Raw genomic sequence first — 19,102 nt, 5'->3', positions numbered from 1 at the left:
TCGATCGACTACTCCTCGAACTCGTCCAGCTCCGGGGCCGCCTCCGGGCCGCGTCCGTGGCCCGCCGCGCCGCTCGCTCTCGCGTCTCGCGTCGCGAGGTACACGTCCCGATAGCGTCGGAGCTTCCGCACCAGTAGATACCCGAAGAAGCCCTGGAAGACGACGACGAAGACGAAGAGGGCCGGCACCTGCGGGAGCCCGGAGATCGAGGCGACGACGACGGTGGCCGGTCCCACGAGCGTGTTGTACAGCGCGTGGATCGTCGCCGCGATCACGAGCCCCTTGATCACGATCGGGCCGCGGTTCTCGGGATTGAACTTCGCGAGCCCGAGGTAGTATCCCGCGAACGCGGAGTAGACGACGTGGCCGGGGCCCGCGAGCGCGCGAAGCGCGGCGATGCCGTCTCCGGCACCGAGCGCCGCGAACCCGAGCGAGAGCTCCGTCATGTCGACGTTCCGTGCGATGTACAGCAGGTTCTCGATGACGGCGAAGCCGAGCCCGGCGATCGCGCCGTACACCGCGCCGTCTATCACGGCGTCGAACCGGGCGTCGGTGTACGCGTACAGCCGCACGGCGAGCAGCTTCACCGTCTCCTCTATCGGGCCGACGACGACGAAGAAGAAGAGCACGAGCCCGAGGAAGCCGAGCGGTTCGAAGATCGGACGGGCGACGCCGTTGAGGACGGCCGCGAACGTCGCGGTCAACACCGACAACAGGAACGTCGCGACCAGAAGCGAGAGCGGCTCGCCGGTCGTGACGTCCGAGACGTACACGTACGCGGCGAGCCCGAACGCGGGGACCGCGGACAGCGCAAGGAGCGCGGCCATCGTCGGGTCGAAGAGGAGTCCCGCGCCGAACGACCCGAAGATGGTGAGGAGAATGATCCCGGCGAGGAGGACGACGAGCGCCTTCGCCGAGCGGGTGAGGAGCCAGTACAGCGCGACCGAGAGCCCGTCGAGGGAGGTCCGCTCCTCCCACGTGGCGACGTCGTAGAGGTCTCGCCCCTCGTCGTCGGCCCGCTGGACGGGGTCCGACCGTGAGTCCATGCGAGCGGGTTCGTCCCGATCCGACTTAAGCGGTCGCCGTCGGGAGAACGTTGCCGTCGCGGATGCGAACCTGCCGCCGCGGATGCGGGCGTGATCGTCGCATCCGCCGGACGAATCCCTCGCCGAACACCGGAGGTTCAAGCGGTCGGGGCCGAAAACCCCGACATGGACGCCGATGGACGACGCTGGAACGCGAGCGAGACGCGATCGAATCCGGGTGGGGCGGCGTGAACGCGCGGGTTCGCGGGATCTACGCCACCGCGCTGACGGGACTCCTGCTCGAGGCCGACCACGCCGTCGTCGACGCCTCGCGGCCGATCCGCAGCCGATTCGACGCGACGTTCTACGCCGCTCCGCCGGACGCGACCGTCTCCACGACCGAGGACCGCCAGGGCGTCGGGATCGCCGGCGATCCCGATGCGGTCGCGACGCTCCGGGACCTGCTCGTCGGCGTCGGGATCGACACCCTCGCGTGGGTCGACCCGACGCCGGTCGGGACCGTCCTCGACGGCGAAGTGACGGAGACGCTCGGGGGCGGCGCGGTCGTCGACCTCGCCGTCGGGCCCGCCGACGGAAGCGGGAACGACGCCGACTCCCCGGACGACGGCCCCGACTCGGGCGAATCCGTCGAGGGATACCTCCCGTACGACCGCGTCGACGCCCGGATCGAGACCGGCGACCGGGTGCGAACGCAGGTGACGTCGTCGTCCGCGCCCTGGTCGTCGCGTCGACCGGAGCTGGACACGGAGCTGCGGGTCGGGGGGGGACTCGTCACGCTGGAGCCCGGCTCGGGGACCCGCGTCGACGTTCGGAACGACGAGGCGGCCCGCGAGCTGGCGGGGATGACCGACCTCCTCGGGATCGAGCCGCCGGACGGGTGGCGCGCGGTCTGGGGCTCGGCCGCGCTCGACGCCGACATGGACGAACTCGAGGCGGGACTGGAACGCGCCGTTTCCGACGCCGATCGGCTCGTCGAGGCGGTCGGAGCCGACCCCGGCGGTGACCCCGACGTCGACGACCTCGGCCCCCTCACGGGATCGTCCCCGGTGCGACCCGAACCGCTCGCCCGCCCGAACGCGGTCGTGTGGCTCTGGTTCGGTCGCGAGTCGCGCTTCGCGCTCGATTCGGTCCGGCGGGAGGTGACCGCGACGATGCCCGGCCATCACCGTATCAAGGCCGGCTCGGGGTCGGCGTCGGCGGGCGTCGACTTCGCGGAGGCGATCTGTGACCCGGACCCCGACGCCGACTTCCCCTTCGCCGCCGTGTGCGACTCCTTCGGCCCGGCCGAGGGCGACCGGCTCCGGCTCGAACACGGTAAGCCCGACGGCCGGCTGATCACTCTCGGCGAGGGCGACGTGACCGGGGTCGACGGCGACGGGTCCCTCACCGTCGAGCGGGAGATGACGCCGGGCGGGCGCTACGACGAGCTCGGCACCCGCAGGGAGGCCGGCGACGTCGCGGTGACGAGCCTCAAGGAGGACCGATGGTGGTATCCCACAACCTATCGCGGCTCCGACGGGACCGTGAAGGGGACCTACGTCAACGTCTGTACTCCCGTCGAGGTGTTTCCGGAGGCCGCCCGCTACGTCGACCTCCACGTCGACGTGGTCAAACACGCCGACGGAACGATCGAGCGCGTCGACGACGACCTCCTCGACGCGTCCGTCGCGGCCGGTGACACTCCGGAGGCGCTCGCCGAGAAGGCCCGAAGCGTCGCCTCGGCGCTGGAAAACGCGCTATGACTACCTTTCCGACTGAACGGTACCGAGTCCGCTCTCGCCGTCCTCTCGTATGTCGCGGAAACACACGGAGGAAGCCCACGATCTCAGTCGTGGGAGGGATCCGACCTCAACACTCGGACCAGCCGCACGACTCGCACGTCTTGCAGCCTTCCGAGAAGTAGAGGTTCATCCCGCCGCACTCGGGACACTCGGGCGATTCGCCGGCCGCGATGAGGTCCCGCGTGACGTCGCCGTCGTCGGCTCCCGGACCGGTCGAGGGTCCGGAATCGCCCGGTGATTCGGCCGAGCTCTCGTCCGCGACCGCGCCGCCGTCGGTCTGGCTCTGCGGGTCGGCGACGGCGTCCGAGTCCACCGCGTCCGCGGTCGCGTCGTCCGCCTCCGCCGTGTCGCCCTCGACGTCGTCGAGGCTCTGCTGTTGGGGGATCCCCTTGTCGATCTCGTCGTCGAGGTAGCGACGGAGCGCGGTGCCGATCGCGTCCGGGATCGACTGGATCTGCTCGCCCTTGTCCCAGGCGACCTTCGGGCTCCGGGTGCCCTGCAGCTCGTCGACGATCTCCTCGGGGTCGACCCCGGAACGGAGCGCGGTCGAGATGACCTTCGCGAGCGCCTCGGTGAAGGAGTTGGTGTAGCCGCCGGAGTGGCCGATGTTCGCGAACAGCTCGAACGGCCGGCCGTCCTCGTCCTCGTTGATGGTGACGTACAGCTTTCCGTATCCGGTCTCGACGCGCTGGGTCACGCCCGACAGCGAGTCGGGGCGGGGCCGGGTCTCCGTGTAGTCGACCTCCGGTCGGTCCGCGGACTCGAGAAGCGCCGATATCTCCGTGTCGACGGCCGCCTGGACGTCCTCGTTGTCGAGGAACGCCTCCAGGCCGCCGAACACCTCGCGGATCTGATCGACGATCGTCTCCGCGGCCTCCGACTCGTCGGCGAACTCCGTGTTCTTCGCGCGGGTGGTGAGCACCTGCTTCGAGCGGGTGCCGTCGCGGTAGACGGTGACGCCCTTCCCGCCGTGGTCGTAGATGTAGCGGTACACCTCCTCCATGTCGGCGGCGGTGGCGTCGTTCGGGAAGTTACACGTCTTCGAGATGGCCGAGTCGACGCCCTCCTGACACGCACACTGGACCGCGGCGTGTTCGATCCCCGAGAGGTCGCCGGTGACGACGAACAGCTCGCCGATCGCGGCCGGAACGGTCTCCAACCCCTCGACGCCGTCGAACTCGTTTTCCGCCATCTGTTCCTGCGCCTCGCGCTTGACGGCGTCGACGTCGACGTCGTTCGCCTCCAGCGTCCGCAGGAAGTAGTCGTCGAACTCGACGAGCATCTCGTCGCCCTGCACGTCGTCGGAGACGTTCTTGTAGAACGCGACGTTGTAGATGGGCTCACAGCCGCCCGTCGTGTTTCCGATCATCGACGTGGTGCCCGTCGGCGCGATCGTCGTCGTGTTGTGGTTGCGGATCGGGAAGCCGTCCGCCCACTCGTCGGCGTCGAGCCCCGTGTGGTGTTCGAACCACTCGCGGTGCTCCGTCGGGTCCGCGTACTTCGAGTCGGCCCAGTCGTCGAAGACGCCGCGTTCCTCGGCGAGCTCGTGGGAGGTGCGCTTCGACTCGTGGTTGATGTGGGTCATCAGCTGGCGGGCGATCTCGTTGCCCTCCTCCGAGCCGTACCGGACGCCGAGCTGGACGTACAGCTGGGCGAGGCCCATGACTCCGAGGCCGATCTTCCGCATCTCGCGGACCTTCTGCTCGATCTCCTCGACCGGGAAGTCCGACATCGTGACGACGTTCTCCAGGAACCGCGTGCCGTAGGCGATCCGGTCGTCGAACTCCCCGAAGTCGATCGCCTCCTCGAGGAAGGCGTCGACGGCCGCCTCGTGGGAGTCGTACTCGTCGCCGTGCTCCTCGTTCCAGACGCGCCAGTCGGGCGCGTCGAGCGAGGCCAGCGTCGAGAGGTTGATGTGGCCGAGGTTACAGGCCTCGTACTCCTCCAACGGCTGTTCACCGCAGGGATTTGTTGCGAGAATCCTATGGCTTGGATTTTCTTCTATATCAAAGGAATGTTCTTTGTTCACCCGTTCGAGGTAGATAACGCCCGGCTCGCCGTTCTCGTAGGCGCCGTCGACGATGTGGTCCCACAGCTCGGCGGCCGGGACCGAGAGGACCTCGCCGACCTCGACGTGCTCGCCGAGGTCGAACATCTCGTAGAGCTCCTTCGTCTCCGGGGTGGCGACGTGGGGCTCCTCGGTGCGGGGGTTGGTGAAGGTGAACTCCTCGCCCGCGTACAGCGCCTCCATGAAGTCGTCGGTGACGCCGACGCTGATGTTGAAGTTCGAGAGGTGGCCCTCCACGGCGTTCCGGAGGTGTTCCGGTACCTTCCCGTCCTCGTCGATGAGGCCGCGAGCCTCCTCTAAGGCGTCCGCGAAGGAGTTGTGCGTGAAGTCGTCGGGGTCGTTCAGCCGCAGCGTGTGCGCCAGCGAGACGTCCTTGTTCTTCGCGTGGATGAACTGGATGACGTCCGGGTGCGAGACGCGCATGACGCCCATCTGCGCGCCGCGGCGCGCGCCGCCCTGTGCGATCGTCTCGCAGTTGTGGACGACGAGGTCTTCAGCGATGTACGTGTGAGTATCCGCGACCTCGGCGTTGTACACCGGTCCCTCGTACGGAACCATCTCGACCGATTCTACGGGAACGACTTCGAGTCCCGCCGCTTGCTTCGTCCGATCGACCGCGCGGAAGTCATCGGAAACGTCCTCGAACAGTCTCTCCAGAGGTGTTCCAATGGCAGTACTGACGCTCATGCTCACCCAGTGAGTCGGTTTCTTATCGGCAGGCGTTCGAGCGTGTCGTGAGAACTGTACGCCACAGCGGAGTCCGACTTGGAACACCCAGTCAATGATCTCTTCCGAGGTCAACTGGAGGGTCACTCGCTGGCTGTTGCCGCGGGTTGCGACCGTCCCGTCCCCATCGAAGAGCGCTTCGACCACACGAGCCTGCGTCTCCGTCGGGGCGTTCCACAGGAACTCGGGGATTCGTTTTTCGTTGGAACCGGTTCCGAAGACGCTCTCGATGAACTGTGCGAAGCTGGCGGATTCCACGTGAACGTGTAGCGTGTTCCGGTCTTCGACACGCTCGATCCGGGAAGAGACGTCGAACGAATCGAGCGCATCGCGGATCTCGGCCGCCTCCTCATGCTCCTCGCTGTGTAGGGTAAACGTAACCTCGTTCGGACGACCGCGCCGGTACACGACACAGCCTTCCGCGAGGTACCATCCCGCGATCGTCGCGAGATCGGAGACTGGAACCTCCGAGTCGATCACCTGCGGCTTCGGTCCCTTCGTGACGCCGTAATACTCCGGATTGACTGCCACGCCTCCGTCAGTGAACACGAGGGGTCCGGAAGCGACCTCGGAGAGATCGATCCGTTCATCGAGAGACAACTCGTTGGAGTCGTTCGCATGGCCGAGCACCAGCAGATCGTCCTCGGTGATGTCCTGCGCGTCGATCCACACCGGTTCGCCGTCGCGGATCACTTTGAACGGGTGTTCGCCGGTCGCCCGTATCGGCTTGTTCAGCCGTTCCGGGACGATCTCGACGAGCTCCTCGTCCACGCGGCGCTCCATCGTCCCGGTGATCGGCCGTGTATCGCCGTTTTCGTCGATGACCAACTCTCCCTCGTTGAGGTCCTCGATCGGACGCTGACCGTCCGGGGTCAATACTTTCGTACCGGGCGGGAAGCACATCTGGTCGAAGGTGCGCATGAAGGTGATCGGCCCGGAGGCGATCCCGCCGGTGGAGCCGACCGCGTCGCCGTAGGGGCGGAGCTTCCAGAACGCGTATCCCATGCCACCACCACTCTGGAAAACTTCTGCCGCCTCCTTCGCGGTCTGGTGGATGTCGGTGATGTCGTCGGCGGGCGAATCGACGAAACACGCCGAGAGCTGCTGGAGCTCGTCGCCCGCGTTCATCAGCGTCGGCGAGTTCGGCATGAACGAGAGCGACTCCATTCCCTCACGGAACGTCGTCGCGGTCCCCTCGACGTGATCGCGGATCCCGTCGGGAAGCTCGGGGACGACCGTCTCGTACGCGAACTTGTTGACGTTGTGCGCCGATAGCGTCGTCTCCGCCTCGTCGTCGGTGGAGACGCCCGCGCCGAAGACCTCCTCGGCGAGCTCGTCCCGGCGCGGGTGGTCGGGCTTGAGCTGGTCGGGCGTGACGGTCACCTCGACGTCCCGCTTTTCGGCCTCGAAGACGGCCTCCGCGAGCGCGACGTTGCGCGCGACGCGGTCGAACAGTTCCTCCTGCTCCTCGGCCGGGTTCCCGTCCGCGTCCTTCCGGAGGTAGCGGGCGGGGAGGATGTTGTGATACGCGTTGGCCGTGAGGCGGTCCTCCATCGTCTCGCCGGTGGTGCGTTTGATCGGCAGTTCGAGCTCGTCCGCGGAGACGCCGTCGCTGCTCATTCGACGGTCACCCCGCTCGGTTGGTGTGGAATATGGATCATCTGTAGTGTTGGTGTACTGGCGAGGCGGGCCCTTGTACGTTCGGATGTTCGGACCCGATGGGCATCTATGTGTCCGATTCGTTATGTAACGTCCGTGCCGCGCGTCTGACGCCGAATTCGGGTACGTCGGAAACGAACGGGGTCCGAGCACATAAGGGTAGTTAGACCGGAGTGAAACTGATATTGATCCGTCGATATCGGGGTACGTGAACGGTATCGCATTCGAACAAGAGGGGGGTTGAGAGACGGATCGTTCGTCGAAAAAACGGACCGATCCGGGGTCCGCGGCCGCTCGACGGGAGACGACGTGTCGACACCCACCACGGTACGTATCACGAACGTGTTAATTTCGACGGTCGGATCGCCGGACGTCGGCCCACAAGCTTATGTCCGGGGTCGCCGTGCTCCCGGACATGACCGCTCCGCTCGCCGCGAACGCGATGTCGGTACCGCTTCAGGCCGGGATCCTCGCCAGCCCGATGGGACAGCTGCTCGTCGCGCTGGTGGCCGTCGCGGTCGTGATCGTGCTCGGGAAGTTCGTGTTGAAGCTCGCGTGGCGGCTCGTCACGATCGGGATCGTCGTCGTCGCCGCGCTCTTCCTGCTGTCGACGGCGGGAGTGATCTGAAACCCGAAAAAGCGTTCGTGGTGGAAGGGACGACGGCCTACTGGAACGCGCCGAACTCGGCCTCCGCGGAGTCGTCGACCTCCGCGCGCTGGAACTGCTTTTCGATCTCCTCGTAGCGCTCCCGGGTCTCGGGGGTGACGCTCGGGTTCACCTCCGACAGGGCGTCCTCGAAGTGGGCCATCGTCACGCGGACGTTGCCGACGGACTCGCCGACCTCCTCGCGCGGGACGCTGGCGATGAACTCCCGGGAGGCGTTCATCGACGCCTCGCGGGCCACCGCCTCGAGGTCAGCACCGACGTACCCCTCGGTCTTGCGGGCGATCGCGTCGAGGTCGACGTCGTCCGCGAGCGGCTTCTCGCGGGTGTGGACGTCGAGGATCTTCCGGCGCGCGTCCTCGTCGGGCACCGGCACGTGGACGTGCCGGTCGAGCCGGCCGGGCCGGAGCAGCGCCGAGTCGATGAGGTCCGGACGGTTCGTCGTCGCGATCACGACGACGTCCTCCAGCGACTCGAGCCCGTCGAGCTCGGTCAACAGCTGGGAGACGACGCGCTCGCCGACGCCGGAGTCGCCGGAGTTCTTGCCGCGCTCGGTCGCGATCGAGTCGATCTCGTCGAAGAACACGATGGTGGGCGCGTTCTCACGGGCCTTGCTGAACACCTCGCGGACGCCCTTCTCGGACTCGCCCACGAACTTGTTCAGCAGCTCGGGCCCCTTGATCGAGATGAAGTTCGACTCGCTCTCGTTGGCGACCGCCTTCGCGAGCAGGGTCTTCCCCGTCCCGGGCGGACCGTACATCAGGACGCCCTTCGCGGCCGCCATGTCCAGCTGGTCGAACACCTCGGGGTACTCCAGCGGCCACTGGATCGTCTCGCGGAGCCGCTCTTTGGTGTCCTCGAGTCCGCCGACGTGGTCCCAGGTGACGTCCGGCACCTCGACGAACACCTCGCGGAGCGCGGAGGGTTCGATCCCCTTTATCGCCTCCTTGAAGTCGTTCTCGGTGACCTGGATCGAGTTCAACACGTCCGCGTCGATCTCGTCGCTCTCTAAGTCGAGCTGCGGACGGATCCGGCGGAGCGCGTGCATCGCCGACTCCTTCGCCAGCGACTCGAGGTCCGCGCCGACGAAGCCGTGGGTGTTCTCGGCGTACTCGTCGAGGTCGATCCCCTCCACCAGCGGCATGTTCCGCGTGTGGACCTGGAGGATCTCCTTGCGTCCGTCGCGGTCGGGGACGCCGACCTCGATCTCGCGGTCGAACCGGCCGCCGCGCCGGAGCGCGGGGTCGATCGCGTCGACGCGGTTGGTCGCGCCGATCACGACGACCTCCCCGCGCTCCTCCAGCCCGTCCATCAGGCTGAGCAGTTGGGCCACGACGCGGCGCTCCACGTCGCCGCCGGCCTCCTCGCGTTTCGGCGCGATGGAGTCGAGCTCGTCCATGAACACGATCGCGGGGGCCTCCTCGGTGGCCTCCTCGAACACGTCACGGAGCTGCTCCTCGCTCTCGCCGTAGTACTTCGACATGATCTCCGGACCGGAGATCGTGTGGAAGCTGGCGTCGATCTCGTTGGCGACCGCCTTCGCGATCAGGGTCTTCCCCGTCCCCGGCGGGCCGTGGAGCAGGACGCCCTTCGGCGGGTCGATGCCGAGCCGCTTGAACAGCTCGGGGTGGCGCATCGGCAGCTCGATCATCTCGCGGACCTGCTCGAGCTCGTCGTCGAGTCCCCCGATGTCCTCGTAGGTGACGTCGGGCGAGCCGTCGGCGGCCGCGCCCTCCGGCGCGCCCGCGCCGCCGACGATCTCCTCGGCGGGCTTCTCGGAGATCTCGATCTCCGTCGAGTCGGTCACCACGACGGTGCCCGACGGCGAGGTGCCCGCGACCTTCAGCGGGACCGCCTGCGACTGCCCGCCCATGAAGCCGAAGCCGAGCGGGAGCCGGACGTTCTGGCCCTCAGTGACGGGCTGGCCGCCGAGCTCGCGGCGGATCAGCGCGTCGATGTTGCCGCGGATCCCGAGCCGCTGTGGCAACGCGATGGTGATCCGGTCCGCGGGCTCGACGTCGACCTGCTCGATCGTCACGCGGTCGTCGATGCCGACGCTGGCCTCCTGGCGGAGCTTCCCGTCGATGCGGACCACGCCGGTGCCGTCGTCCTCGGGGTCCCCCGGCCAGACGCGAGCGATGGCGGCCCCCTCGGACCCCTCGACGCGAATGAAATCGCCGCCGGAGAGCCCGAGCTCCTCGGCCGCGACGCGGTCGATCGCCGCGAGCCGGCGACCGGCGTCCTTCTGTTTCAGCGGTTTGACGGTGAGTTTCATCGGTCGCCCTCGATCGTCAACACGCCGTTCGTCACCGAGACGTCCCGTGCCTCGCCGGGCAGTTCGAACTCCGATTCGCTCGGCTCGCCGTCGCCCTCCATCACGACGATCGCCGTGTCGCCGACGGTGTCGACGCTGATCGCCTCGTCGTCGACGCCGACGTCGGCGGCGACGACCCACCCGTCATCGTACTCGTACCGGCGAAGAAGCGAACCGTCGCCGACCGATCGGGTCTGTCTGGTAGTCATCCTAACCACAAGTTAGGCGCGAGAGTATTTAAACTAATCGGATAAAATCGCATGACGTGAGAATATGTGCCGACGAACGGTAGTATTGCGGTTCGGATCGGCGTGGACGCGTCCGACGGCCGGATCGGTCCGCTGGAAATCCCCGTCGACCGTGGACGCCCTCGGTTCGTCGACCGTGGACGCCCTCGGTTTAATCCCGCTCGCGTGCGAGGACCGGAACATGGATCACGGGAGCGGGAATCGGGACATGGATCACGGGGACAGAGACCGAGTCACCCACCACGGCCGGGAGACCGCCTACCGCCGCTTCGACCGCGGCGGCGACGGATCGACCGTCTGTTTCGTCCACGGGAGCTGCGGCAACGCGGACGTCTGGAAGGTCCAGGCTCGGCTGGGCGACCGGTTCCCGGTCGTCGCGCTCGACCTCTCCGGACACGGCGAGAGCGACGACGTGGGGACGACCGCGGGAGCGGCGACGCTCGACGCCTACGCCGACGACGTCGTCGCCGTCGCGGAGGCGACCGACGCGGACGCCCTCTGTGGCAACTCGCTCGGCGGGGCAGTCGCGCTGTGGGTCGCGCTCGAACGCGACCTCGCGCTCGACGGACTCGTCCTCGCGGGCACGGGCGCGAAGCTCACCGTGGACGAGGAGCTGCTGGACGCGCTCGCGACCGACTTCGACCGGGCGACGTCGCTGTTACACGGCCCCGATCGGCTGTTCCACGACGCGACCGATCGACTCCTCGAGCGGTCGCGGGCGACGATGGCCGACTGCGGGAGGGCGGTGACCGAGCGCGACTTCCTCACCTGCGACCGGTTCGACGTGCGCGAGCGACTGGACGCGGTGGGCGTTCCGACGCTGGCGGTCGTCGGCGAACACGACGCGCTGACGCCGCCGCGGTATCACGAGTTCCTGGCCGACCGGATCCCGGACGGCCAGTACGCCGGGATCGACGACGCCGCCCACCTCGCGATGCTCGAAGCCCCCGCCGACTTCAACTCGGTCCTCGCGGAGTTCCTGGATCGGCTCGGTTGACGGCGGACTCGGCTGACCACGGACTCGGCTGGCCACGGACTCGGCTGACCGTTGACCCTCCCGCTCCCCTCCGTTCGTCGCGCACCTTTTTGCCCGCCGCCGGCGACCCGGGACTCATGGGAATCGACGACGACCGGAGCTCCGAGCCGGCCGCGAGCGATACCGCGGGGGACGGTCCCGGCGGCGAGCGGTCGGATCCCGACATCGACGACCTCCTGACACAGCTCGACGCTCTGGAGGCGACGGTCGACGACCGCGAGGAACGGGAGCGGGTCCGGGAGACGATCTCGCTGGTGGAGCGGATGCCGGGAAGCGAGGCGTTCACGACGCGGATCAGTAAGTACACGGGCCGGGACATCGCCCAGTCGTTCGTCGGCGGGATCGTCTTCGCGCTCCCGCTTCTCGTCGAAGGGGGCGTCTTCGAGATCGCGGCGTGGTTCGCGACGGCGCGGGTCGCGGGGTTCCCCGTCTACCTCGCCGCCCACGTCTGTTTCGTCGTCGGCGTGACGACCGGGCTGTTGTACTACGCCGACTTCCGGGACGTTCGGGTGTACCGGCCGATCTTCGGGCTCGTTCCCCGTCGGCTCGTCGGCGTCCTGACCGTCGCGTTCCTCGTCTCCGCGGGGCTGATGGTGCTGTGGGGGCGGCTCTTCGCGGAGGACCCGACGGCGCTGGAGGCGTTCGCCAGAGTGACCGTCGTCTGGGGCGGGGCGGCGTTCGGCGGCGCGCTCGGCGACATCCTTCCCGGGGAGTCGACCGGACGGGACGTGAGCGACCATTTCGATGAGCTGGGGGAGATGTTCGACGACGACTGAGCGGCCGAACGGGTACCACAGGTTTTTCGCCGGGGCGACCGTACGACGTTCCATGTCAGCGCTACGCGACGCGCTTCGGGACCTCCCGGACGCGGTGTTTGCGGACCTGCTCGAGTCCGACGACGGGTACGTCCTGCTCGTCGACCTCCCCGGCGCGACCGCGGGGACCACGGAGGTGCTCTTCGAGGACGGTCGGATCGTCATCGAGGCCCGTCGCGAGAAGTCGACGCCGGAGGGGTTCCGCTACGTCCGGGAGGACCGGCCGCTGTTTCTCGACGCCGAGCTCCCGCTGCCGCCGGACGCCGACGGCGACGACGCCGACGCCGAGATGGACCGCGGCGTCCTCGAGGTGACCCTGCCCAAGCGCGCCGACGCCGACTCCCGCCGGATCCCGGTCGAGGGAAGCGACGACGGCGACGGCGGCAGTGACGACGGCGACGGCGGTGCGACGACGGACGGAGGGAGGACGCGAACGGACGGGGACGGATCCGACGGCGCCTGAGGGTGGTCACGCTGGTCAACCTCCGCGCCTACTGGCGCTTCTTCGTCGTGATCCGCCGGTTCTCGCCGTTGATCCTCGCCTACTGGCGGGACCGGAAGCGGTTCCTGCTGTTCGGGCGGAGTCGAGACGTCGACGCGGCCACCCAACGCGAGCGTGCCGACGTCCTGCTCGACATCCTGCTCACGCTCGGCCCGACGTTCATCAAGCTCGGCCAGCTGCTGTCGACCCGACCGGACGTCCTCCCGCCCGCCTACATCGAGGTGCTCGAGGGGCTCCAGGACGACGTGCCGCCCGCCGACTGGGCGGAGTCGAAGGTCGTTCTCGAAGACGAGCTCGGCCCCGTCGAGGAGACGTTCGACGACTTCGACACGGAGTCGATAAGCGGGGCCAGCCTCGGGCAGGTGTACACCGCGCGGTTCGAGGGGAACGACGTGGCGGTGAAGGTCCGTCGCCCCGGGATCGAATCGCTCGTCGAGGCCGACCTCCGGGCGATCCGCTGGTCGCTCCCGATCGTCCGGCGGTTCATCGGGGGCGGCCGGGCGTTCTCGATCGAGAACCTCTCCGAGGAGTTCGCGAAGACCATCCGCGAGGAGATGGACTACCGGCGCGAGCGGGAGATGCTCGAGGAGATCAAGGCGAACTTCGCGGGCGACGACCGGATCCGGATCCCGGAGGTGTACGAGGCCGCCTCGGGCCCGCGCGTGCTCACGATGGAGTACATCGGCGGGACGAAGATCAGCCGGACCGACGAGCTCGACGCCGCGGGGCTCGACCGGACCGCGATCGCGTCGACGCTCCAGGAGGTGTACCTCCAGATGATCATCGACGACGGCGTCTTCCACGCCGACCCGCATCCGGGGAACCTCGCCGTCGACGACGAGGGGAGGGTGGTCTTCTACGACTTCGGGATGTCCGGCCGGGTCGACCCGTTCGTCCAGGAGAAGATCGTCGAGTTCTACGTCGCGGTCGCGAGACAGGACACCGACGCGATCCTCGACACCCTGATCTCGATGGGGACGCTCTCGCCGGAGGTCGACCGCGACGTGATGGGCGAGGTGATGGACCTGGCCATCGCCGACGCCCGCGGCGAGCAGATCGAACAGTACCGCGTCAACCAGATCATCGAGCAGGTGGAGTCGACCATCTACGAGTTCCCGCTGCGGCTCCCCCGGAACCTCGCGTTAGTCCTTCGGGTCGCCACCGTCGTCGAGGGGGTCTGCGTCACGCTCGACCCCGAGTTCGACTTCATCGCGACCGCGACGGACTACCTGGAGGCGGAGGGCTACTACGAGCAGACCGCCCGCGAGATCGCCGAGGACGCCGGCAGACAGCTCCAGCGGACGACGGAGTCGCTCTTCACGGTCCCGCCGAAGGCCGACGCGTTCCTCGACCGAGCGAACCGCGGCGACCTCCACATCGACGTCACCATCGAGGACGAATCTCGGGTGCTCGACAAGCTGGCGATGCGGATCGCCTACTCCGTGCTGCTCGCGGTCGGCGTCCTCTCGGCGACGATCCTCTACTCGTTCGCCGAGGAGTGGCGGCTCGCCGCGGTCGTCCTCCTGCTCGCGACCCCGCTCGCGGTCGCGTTGTACCGGTCGTTCCGCAAGAAGCGGCGGACGATCCCGGGGAATCCGCAGTTCACCAGGCAGGGGATGCGGGAGCGCCGCGACGACTGACGGCGTACGCCGTCGACGCGTTGAACGGGACCGTCACCCCCGACAGACCCAGACGTCGCCCCGTTCCTCCACGTCGTAGTCGTGGTCGGCGAGCCACGTCCGGAGGGCGTCGGCGTGGTCGCCGACGTTCCTCGACGGATCGCCCCCGGCGGTACCGTCGTGGACCTCGACGACGAGCAGCGGCCGGTGGGTCCGGATCGTCGCCTCCGCGCCCCGGAGCACCCCCAGCTCGTGGCCCTCGACGTCGACCTTGATCGCGTCCGGCGGCGGGACCGGGTCTCCAGGGGCGGCGGGGGAATCGGTTCCGCCGACGAGACCGTCGAGTCGGTACACGGGGACCTCCTCGACCGCGGCGACCCGCGCGCCCCAGCGGGTCGCGCGGTCGCGGTCGAACGCGGAGCACTTCGAGAACGTCGAGCGGTAGAACGGCAGCGACCCGCGCTCGTCGGCGAGGCCGACTCGTCGGAGGTCGATCCGCTCGTCGAGTCCGTTCCGTGTCGCGTTCCGAACCAGGCGGTCCGCGCTCTCGCCGTTGGGCTCGAACGCGACGATCCGGCGGTCGGTGCCCGCGGCGAGCGGGATCGCGTGCTCGCCGACGTGCGCGCCGACGTCGAGGAGGGTCGCGTCGTCCGGAAGCCGGTCGAGTACGGCCAGTCCGGGGTCGTCGCCGTGGGGATTCGTCGGCTCGTAGCTCCAGTAGGTTCCCGCGACCGTGCGCTTCGGGGTGGCGATCCCGAGCGCGTACGTCAGGTCCGCCAGCCGGTAGAGCGTCCGGAACCCGACCCGTTCGAGCCGCGAGGGGACGTCGATCATCGCCGGTCAGGCCGTCACGACCTGTATCGGGACGAGGAGAAAACAGAGCGCGCCCGCCCCGAACGTGAGCACGCCGACGGCGACGCGGGGCCAATCGAGCCGTGCCTCGTCGGTTGGGTTCGCCGGGCCGTTGAAGGCGATGACCAGCGAGAAGAACCCCCAGAACGCCCAGAGGCCGACCGACTCGTCGAAGCCGAGCCCGCGCCCGTAGTAGAGGTACGCGGCGATCGCGAACAGCGCGCCGGGAACGAGCGACGCGATCGTCTCCTGGCGCGGTCCGACCATCGCGCGGATCATGTGGCCCCCGTCGAGCTGGCCGACCGGGAGCAGGTTCAGGAGGGTGAAGAACATCCCGACCCAGCCGCCGATGATCACCGGGTGGACCGCCCGTGTGGGGTCGTCGTACGAGGTCGGCTGGCCGATCAGGTCGGCGATGAGGGCTAAAAGCGGCGGGTTGTTGAACCGGATCATCGTCCCGGAGCCGGTCGCCACCTCCGCCGGAACGCGGATCGGGTCGAGCGAGAGCCCGATCACGGTGACGATCACGGTGGCGACGAGCCCGGCGATGGGGCCGGCCGCGCCGACGTCGAAGAGCGCCTTCCGGGAGGGCATCCGGCCGCGCATCCGGATGACGGCGCCGAGCGTCCCGAACGGGAAGACGAACGGGATGACGTACGGCAACGACACGTCGACGCCGTGGTACCGGCCGGCGACGTAGTGGCCCAGCTCGTGGGTCATCAACACGCCCAGGACGGCGGCGGTGAACGGCCACGCCCGCAGCATCGAGAGGGGGTTCGCGCGGATCTCGGCGAGCGGGACGTAGTACCAGCCGTACGCGCCGACGAACAGCGTCGAGAGCACCGTCGCGAGGAAGAGCCCGACGTTCACCCACGGGACCCCGTCACGACCGTAGCCGAACGGGGTCGCGACGACGACGTGGCCGTCCTCGAGCGTCTCCACGTCGACGTCGTAGCCGGCCTCGCGGAACGCCGGGACGAGCTTCCGGAGGAGCGTTCGCTCGGGGATGTACGACTCGCCCACGTACCGAACGCGACCGTCCTCGCGGCGGACCTCCTCGACGCGGAAGAACGTCCGGAGCGGGTCGGGACGGGGAACGTCGGCGGTCGCCGACGCCGTCCCGTCCTCGCGTTCTGACATCGTCGGTCGTTGACCGTCGTCGAGTATAAACCCCGCGTCACCGGAGTCGGAACGAAGCCGGGACTACCGGATCGGCGGCGAAGGAAGGATACGAACGGAAGGCGGTGTCGGCGGGGACACGCGAGCGAGCGCGTCCGGTTCGTAGACCCGGTTCCGGTTTGCCGGTTCGGTGACCGATCAGGCGGACTCGACGCGCCAGGTGGTCGCACCCGTGTACGACCACTTCTCCACGGTGAGCTCGGTGGCCGACTCGCTGAGCTTCACCATCAGCGCGCCGATCTCCTTCGGCGAGAGGTCGACGTCGTCCGAGATGAACTTCCCTTTGAAGTACATCTCGCCGTCTTCGGCGCGGTCGAGCAGGTACCGCTTCAGCCGCTCCTCCTTGGAGAGGTCGTCGGTCGTGCCCGCGTTCGTGGAGGGGTTCGCAGTCGCGCTCATGGTACATCCCGTCCATGGCGACGGGGGATGTTATAAAGGGGAGACCGTTGGACGGCCTTCAGGGGGATTCAGCACCTTTCAGGGAGCAAACGAACGCTAAAACGTCTCCGCTGACGTTTCATAACAGTTTTAGAGGAAGTTAGAACGTTTATAGCTCATGTAGAATCGTTCGATATGATTCTCGACGATCCGTCTCCTCCGGAGGTCGATCGATCGTCGAGCGCACGCTTAGCGGAAGAAATTGCCCATTCAGTGGCGAGCGGACGGACCGATCCCGGTCGAGCGCGCGCACCGGAGACGGCGGCACGCCGGGACGGATCGTCCGGAAGTAGGGAGGAATCGACCCGGACCGTGGCGGATCCGTTCGGGAGTACGGTGGGGTCGACGGGGCGGATCGCCGGCCGGTCGACTCCGAAGGCTCACGACCGCTGGTGGAGCCAGAACTCCTCGGACTCCGTGGTCTCCTTCTTGAAGATCGGGACCTCGTCCTTGAGCCGGTCGATCCCGTCCTCGACGGCTCGAAACGCCTCGGCCCGGTGGCCAGCGAGGACGACCACGAAGACGATGTCCTCGCCCGCCTCGATCACGCCCGTGCGGTGGTGGAAGGCCACCTCGAAGACCCCTTCACGGTCGGTCAGCTCCGCGCCGATCGCGTCCATGCGCTCGCGGGCGACGCCCTCGTACTTCTCGAAGGCGAGGTGGGTCGTGCGGTCGTCGTCGGGGGCATCGCGCGCGCGAACCCGCCCGGTGAACGTCGCGATGGCGCCCGACCGCTCCGCGTCGGCCGACCGCTCGACCCGGTTCACGAGCAGTTCGCGGGTTATCCACGGCTCCGCGGCGTCGAGCGTCGCGAGGAGGTCGTCGACGTCGACGTCCGCAGGGGCATCCCCGCGGGCGACGACGTCCCCGGGCGTGTCGTCCGGGTCCGCGTCGGTCCCGAGGAGAACGGTCGGAAGCCGAAGCCGGGCGTAGCCGACCGCGACGAGGAAGTCGTGGTCGGGTGCGAGCCGGTCGAGGAGCGCGTCGAACCCGTCGACGGTCCCACGGCCCGTCCAGGTGCCGTCCGGAGCGAGCGCGAGGGTCGTGTCGTCGTCGGTTCCGACCCCCTCGCCGCGTCCGTTCGACTCGTCCCGTCGGACGACGGCGACGCGACCCTCCAGCCGCTCCGCGAGCGTCCCGGCGAGGTCGTCGGCCCCGGGACCGAGTATCGAGATCGGTTGCATGCCCGAACGCGGGCGGCGAGCGGCTTAGGCGTTTCCCGAACCCCCCGCGAGGTCTCCCGGTCGGCTCAGTCGTGCTCGTAGAACCCCTCGCCGGTCTTCTTGCCGAGGTCGCCGGCGGCGACCTTTCGCTTGAGGAGGTACGCCGGCTTGTATCGGTCGCCGAGCTCCTCGTGGAGCGTCCGGCTGGCGTCGAGGACCACGTCGAGCCCGATGTGATCGGCGAGTTCGAGCGGACCCATGGGGACGTTCGTGCCGAGCCGCATGCCGCGGTCGACGTCGTCCCGCGTGGCCACTCCCTCGTCGTACGCGCGGATCCCCTCGTTTATCCACGGAATCAGGATCCGGTTGGTGACGAACCCCGGCTTGTCGTCAGACTCCCACGTCTCCTTGCCCAGCTCGGCCGCGAACGCGTGGGCGAACGCGACGGTCGAGTCGTCGGTCCGCTCGCCCACGACGACCTCAACGCCCTCCATCACCGGGACCGGGTTCATGAAGTGGAGGCCGACGACCGCGTCGGCGCGGTCCGTCGCGCTCGCGATCGACGTGACCGAGAGCGTCGACGTGTTGGTCGCGAGGACGGCGTCCTCGTCGGTGACCTCGTCGAGATCGGTGAAGACGTCCCGTTTCACCTCGAGGTCCTCGATCACGGCCTCGACGACGACGCCGGCATCCGCGAGCGCCGCGAGGTCGGTCGTGCCCTCGATCCGCGCACGGATCGCCGACGGCTCCTCGTCGAGTGCACCCCTCTCCGCGAGCCGCTCGAGGCTCGAGTCGATCCCCTCGAGGCCGCGGTCGACGTACTCGGTCTCGACGTCCCGCATCACCACGTCGTAGCCGGCGGTCGCGGCGACCTGCGCGATGCCGTGGCCCATCGTCCCGGCCCCGACCACGCCCACCGTCTCCACGTCGGATGGCTCGTTCATGGAACCCGCTGGTGCGGGAGCGGGACTAAGTATTGCGGTGTTCGCGGT

At 68.3% G+C, this 19,102-nt stretch carries 15 protein-coding genes; 6 read left to right on the top strand and 9 right to left on the bottom strand.

Annotation, left to right across the window (positions count from 1 at the left end; all coding sequences use genetic code 11):
- Positions 1-8: 8 nt before the first annotated feature.
- Complete coding sequence (locus tag EAO78_RS15150) at positions 9-1,046, bottom strand: PrsW family intramembrane metalloprotease (RefSeq protein ID WP_122106674.1); 1,038 nt, start codon at positions 1,044-1,046, stop codon at positions 9-11.
- A gap of 227 nt (positions 1,047-1,273) precedes the next feature.
- Between EAO78_RS15150 and EAO78_RS15145 the strand changes: the two genes are divergently transcribed.
- On the top strand, positions 1,274-2,788 hold the full coding sequence (locus tag EAO78_RS15145) for a ribonuclease FAU-1 family protein (RefSeq protein ID WP_238987725.1): 1,515 nt from the start codon (positions 1,274-1,276) through the stop codon (positions 2,786-2,788).
- A gap of 106 nt (positions 2,789-2,894) precedes the next feature.
- Here EAO78_RS15145 and EAO78_RS15140 read toward each other — a convergent pair whose 3' ends face one another.
- Positions 2,895-7,241 (bottom strand): adenosylcobalamin-dependent ribonucleoside-diphosphate reductase, encoded by a 4,347-nt coding sequence (locus tag EAO78_RS15140; protein WP_122106672.1) that lies wholly within the window; start codon positions 7,239-7,241, stop codon positions 2,895-2,897.
- 427 nt (positions 7,242-7,668) lie between these two features.
- Here EAO78_RS15140 and EAO78_RS15135 point away from each other — a divergent pair, with 427 nt between their 5' ends.
- Positions 7,669-7,908, top strand: a complete 240-nt coding sequence (locus EAO78_RS15135; protein ID WP_122106671.1) for a hypothetical protein — start codon at positions 7,669-7,671, stop codon at positions 7,906-7,908.
- Positions 7,909-7,945: 37 nt separating this feature from the next.
- Here the strand turns inward: EAO78_RS15135 and EAO78_RS15130 are convergent, their stop codons facing one another.
- A complete protein-coding gene (locus EAO78_RS15130; RefSeq protein ID WP_122106670.1) occupies positions 7,946-10,219 on the bottom strand; it encodes a CDC48 family AAA ATPase in 2,274 nt (757 codons plus the stop codon).
- Entirely contained in the window at positions 10,216-10,467 is a 252-nt protein-coding gene (locus EAO78_RS15125) for an Hsp20/alpha crystallin family protein (RefSeq protein ID WP_122106669.1), read from the bottom strand. Before EAO78_RS15125 ends, EAO78_RS15130 begins: the two co-directional genes overlap by 4 nt.
- 220 nt (positions 10,468-10,687) lie before the next feature.
- Between EAO78_RS15125 and EAO78_RS15120 the strand changes: the two genes are divergently transcribed.
- From EAO78_RS15120 to EAO78_RS15105, 4 genes are all read left to right on the top strand, one after another.
- Positions 10,688-11,503 carry an alpha/beta fold hydrolase gene (locus tag EAO78_RS15120; protein WP_238987724.1) on the top strand — a complete coding sequence of 272 codons (816 nt, stop codon included), beginning with the start codon at positions 10,688-10,690 and terminating at the stop codon, positions 11,501-11,503.
- 116 nt (positions 11,504-11,619) lie between these two features.
- Positions 11,620-12,318, top strand: coding sequence for a DUF2391 domain-containing protein (locus EAO78_RS15115; protein WP_122106668.1), 699 nt, complete (start codon positions 11,620-11,622; stop codon positions 12,316-12,318).
- Positions 12,319-12,370: 52 nt separating this feature from the next.
- Positions 12,371-12,820 carry an Hsp20/alpha crystallin family protein gene (locus EAO78_RS15110; RefSeq protein ID WP_122106667.1) on the top strand — a complete coding sequence of 150 codons (450 nt, stop codon included), beginning with the start codon at positions 12,371-12,373 and terminating at the stop codon, positions 12,818-12,820.
- A gap of 2 nt (positions 12,821-12,822) precedes the next feature.
- A complete protein-coding gene (locus EAO78_RS15105; protein WP_122106666.1) occupies positions 12,823-14,499 on the top strand; it encodes an ABC1 kinase family protein in 1,677 nt (558 codons plus the stop codon).
- Between the two features lie 33 nt (positions 14,500-14,532).
- Here the strand turns inward: EAO78_RS15105 and EAO78_RS15100 are convergent, their stop codons facing one another.
- From EAO78_RS15100 to EAO78_RS15080, 5 genes are all read right to left on the bottom strand, one after another.
- Positions 14,533-15,312 (bottom strand): FkbM family methyltransferase, encoded by a 780-nt coding sequence (locus EAO78_RS15100; RefSeq protein ID WP_122106665.1) that lies wholly within the window; start codon positions 15,310-15,312, stop codon positions 14,533-14,535.
- 6 nt (positions 15,313-15,318) lie between these two features.
- The gene (locus tag EAO78_RS15095) at positions 15,319-16,470 is read right to left on the bottom strand and encodes a site-2 protease family protein (protein WP_122106664.1); all 1,152 of its coding nucleotides are present in this window, start codon (positions 16,468-16,470) and stop codon (positions 15,319-15,321) included.
- A gap of 177 nt (positions 16,471-16,647) precedes the next feature.
- On the bottom strand, positions 16,648-16,908 hold the full coding sequence (locus EAO78_RS15090; protein WP_112077467.1) for a DUF7123 family protein: 261 nt from the start codon (positions 16,906-16,908) through the stop codon (positions 16,648-16,650).
- Positions 16,909-17,327: 419 nt separating this feature from the next.
- Positions 17,328-18,131, bottom strand: a complete 804-nt coding sequence (locus EAO78_RS15085) for a molybdopterin synthase (protein WP_122106663.1) — start codon at positions 18,129-18,131, stop codon at positions 17,328-17,330.
- A gap of 65 nt (positions 18,132-18,196) precedes the next feature.
- Positions 18,197-19,054, bottom strand: coding sequence for a 3-hydroxyacyl-CoA dehydrogenase family protein (locus tag EAO78_RS15080; RefSeq protein WP_122106662.1), 858 nt, complete (start codon positions 19,052-19,054; stop codon positions 18,197-18,199).
- Positions 19,055-19,102 lie beyond the last annotated feature (48 nt).

The organism is Halobellus captivus (assembly GCF_003697845.1).
GTDB lineage: Archaea > Halobacteriota > Halobacteria > Halobacteriales > Haloferacaceae > Halorubrum > Halorubrum glutamatedens.
This window is presented reverse-complemented; position numbering and strand designations above follow the sequence as displayed.

Coding starts and splice junctions, on each gene's coding strand:
- EAO78_RS15150 (WP_122106674.1), bottom strand. CDS start 1,046: ATGGACTCACGGTCGGACCCCGTCCAGCGGGCCGACGACGAGGGGCGA.
- EAO78_RS15140 (WP_122106672.1), bottom strand. CDS start 7,241: ATGAGCAGCGACGGCGTCTCCGCGGACGAGCTCGAACTGCCGATCAAA.
- EAO78_RS15135 (WP_122106671.1), top strand. CDS start 7,669: ATGTCCGGGGTCGCCGTGCTCCCGGACATGACCGCTCCGCTCGCCGCG.
- EAO78_RS15130 (WP_122106670.1), bottom strand. CDS start 10,219: ATGAAACTCACCGTCAAACCGCTGAAACAGAAGGACGCCGGTCGCCGG.
- EAO78_RS15125 (WP_122106669.1), bottom strand. CDS start 10,467: ATGACTACCAGACAGACCCGATCGGTCGGCGACGGTTCGCTTCTTCGC.
- EAO78_RS15120 (WP_238987724.1), top strand. CDS start 10,688: ATGGATCACGGGAGCGGGAATCGGGACATGGATCACGGGGACAGAGAC.
- EAO78_RS15115 (WP_122106668.1), top strand. CDS start 11,620: ATGGGAATCGACGACGACCGGAGCTCCGAGCCGGCCGCGAGCGATACC.
- EAO78_RS15110 (WP_122106667.1), top strand. CDS start 12,371: ATGTCAGCGCTACGCGACGCGCTTCGGGACCTCCCGGACGCGGTGTTT.
- EAO78_RS15100 (WP_122106665.1), bottom strand. CDS start 15,312: ATGATCGACGTCCCCTCGCGGCTCGAACGGGTCGGGTTCCGGACGCTC.
- EAO78_RS15095 (WP_122106664.1), bottom strand. CDS start 16,470: ATGTCAGAACGCGAGGACGGGACGGCGTCGGCGACCGCCGACGTTCCC.
- EAO78_RS15090 (WP_112077467.1), bottom strand. CDS start 16,908: ATGAGCGCGACTGCGAACCCCTCCACGAACGCGGGCACGACCGACGAC.
- EAO78_RS15085 (WP_122106663.1), bottom strand. CDS start 18,131: ATGCAACCGATCTCGATACTCGGTCCCGGGGCCGACGACCTCGCCGGG.
- EAO78_RS15080 (WP_122106662.1), bottom strand. CDS start 19,054: ATGAACGAGCCATCCGACGTGGAGACGGTGGGCGTGGTCGGGGCCGGG.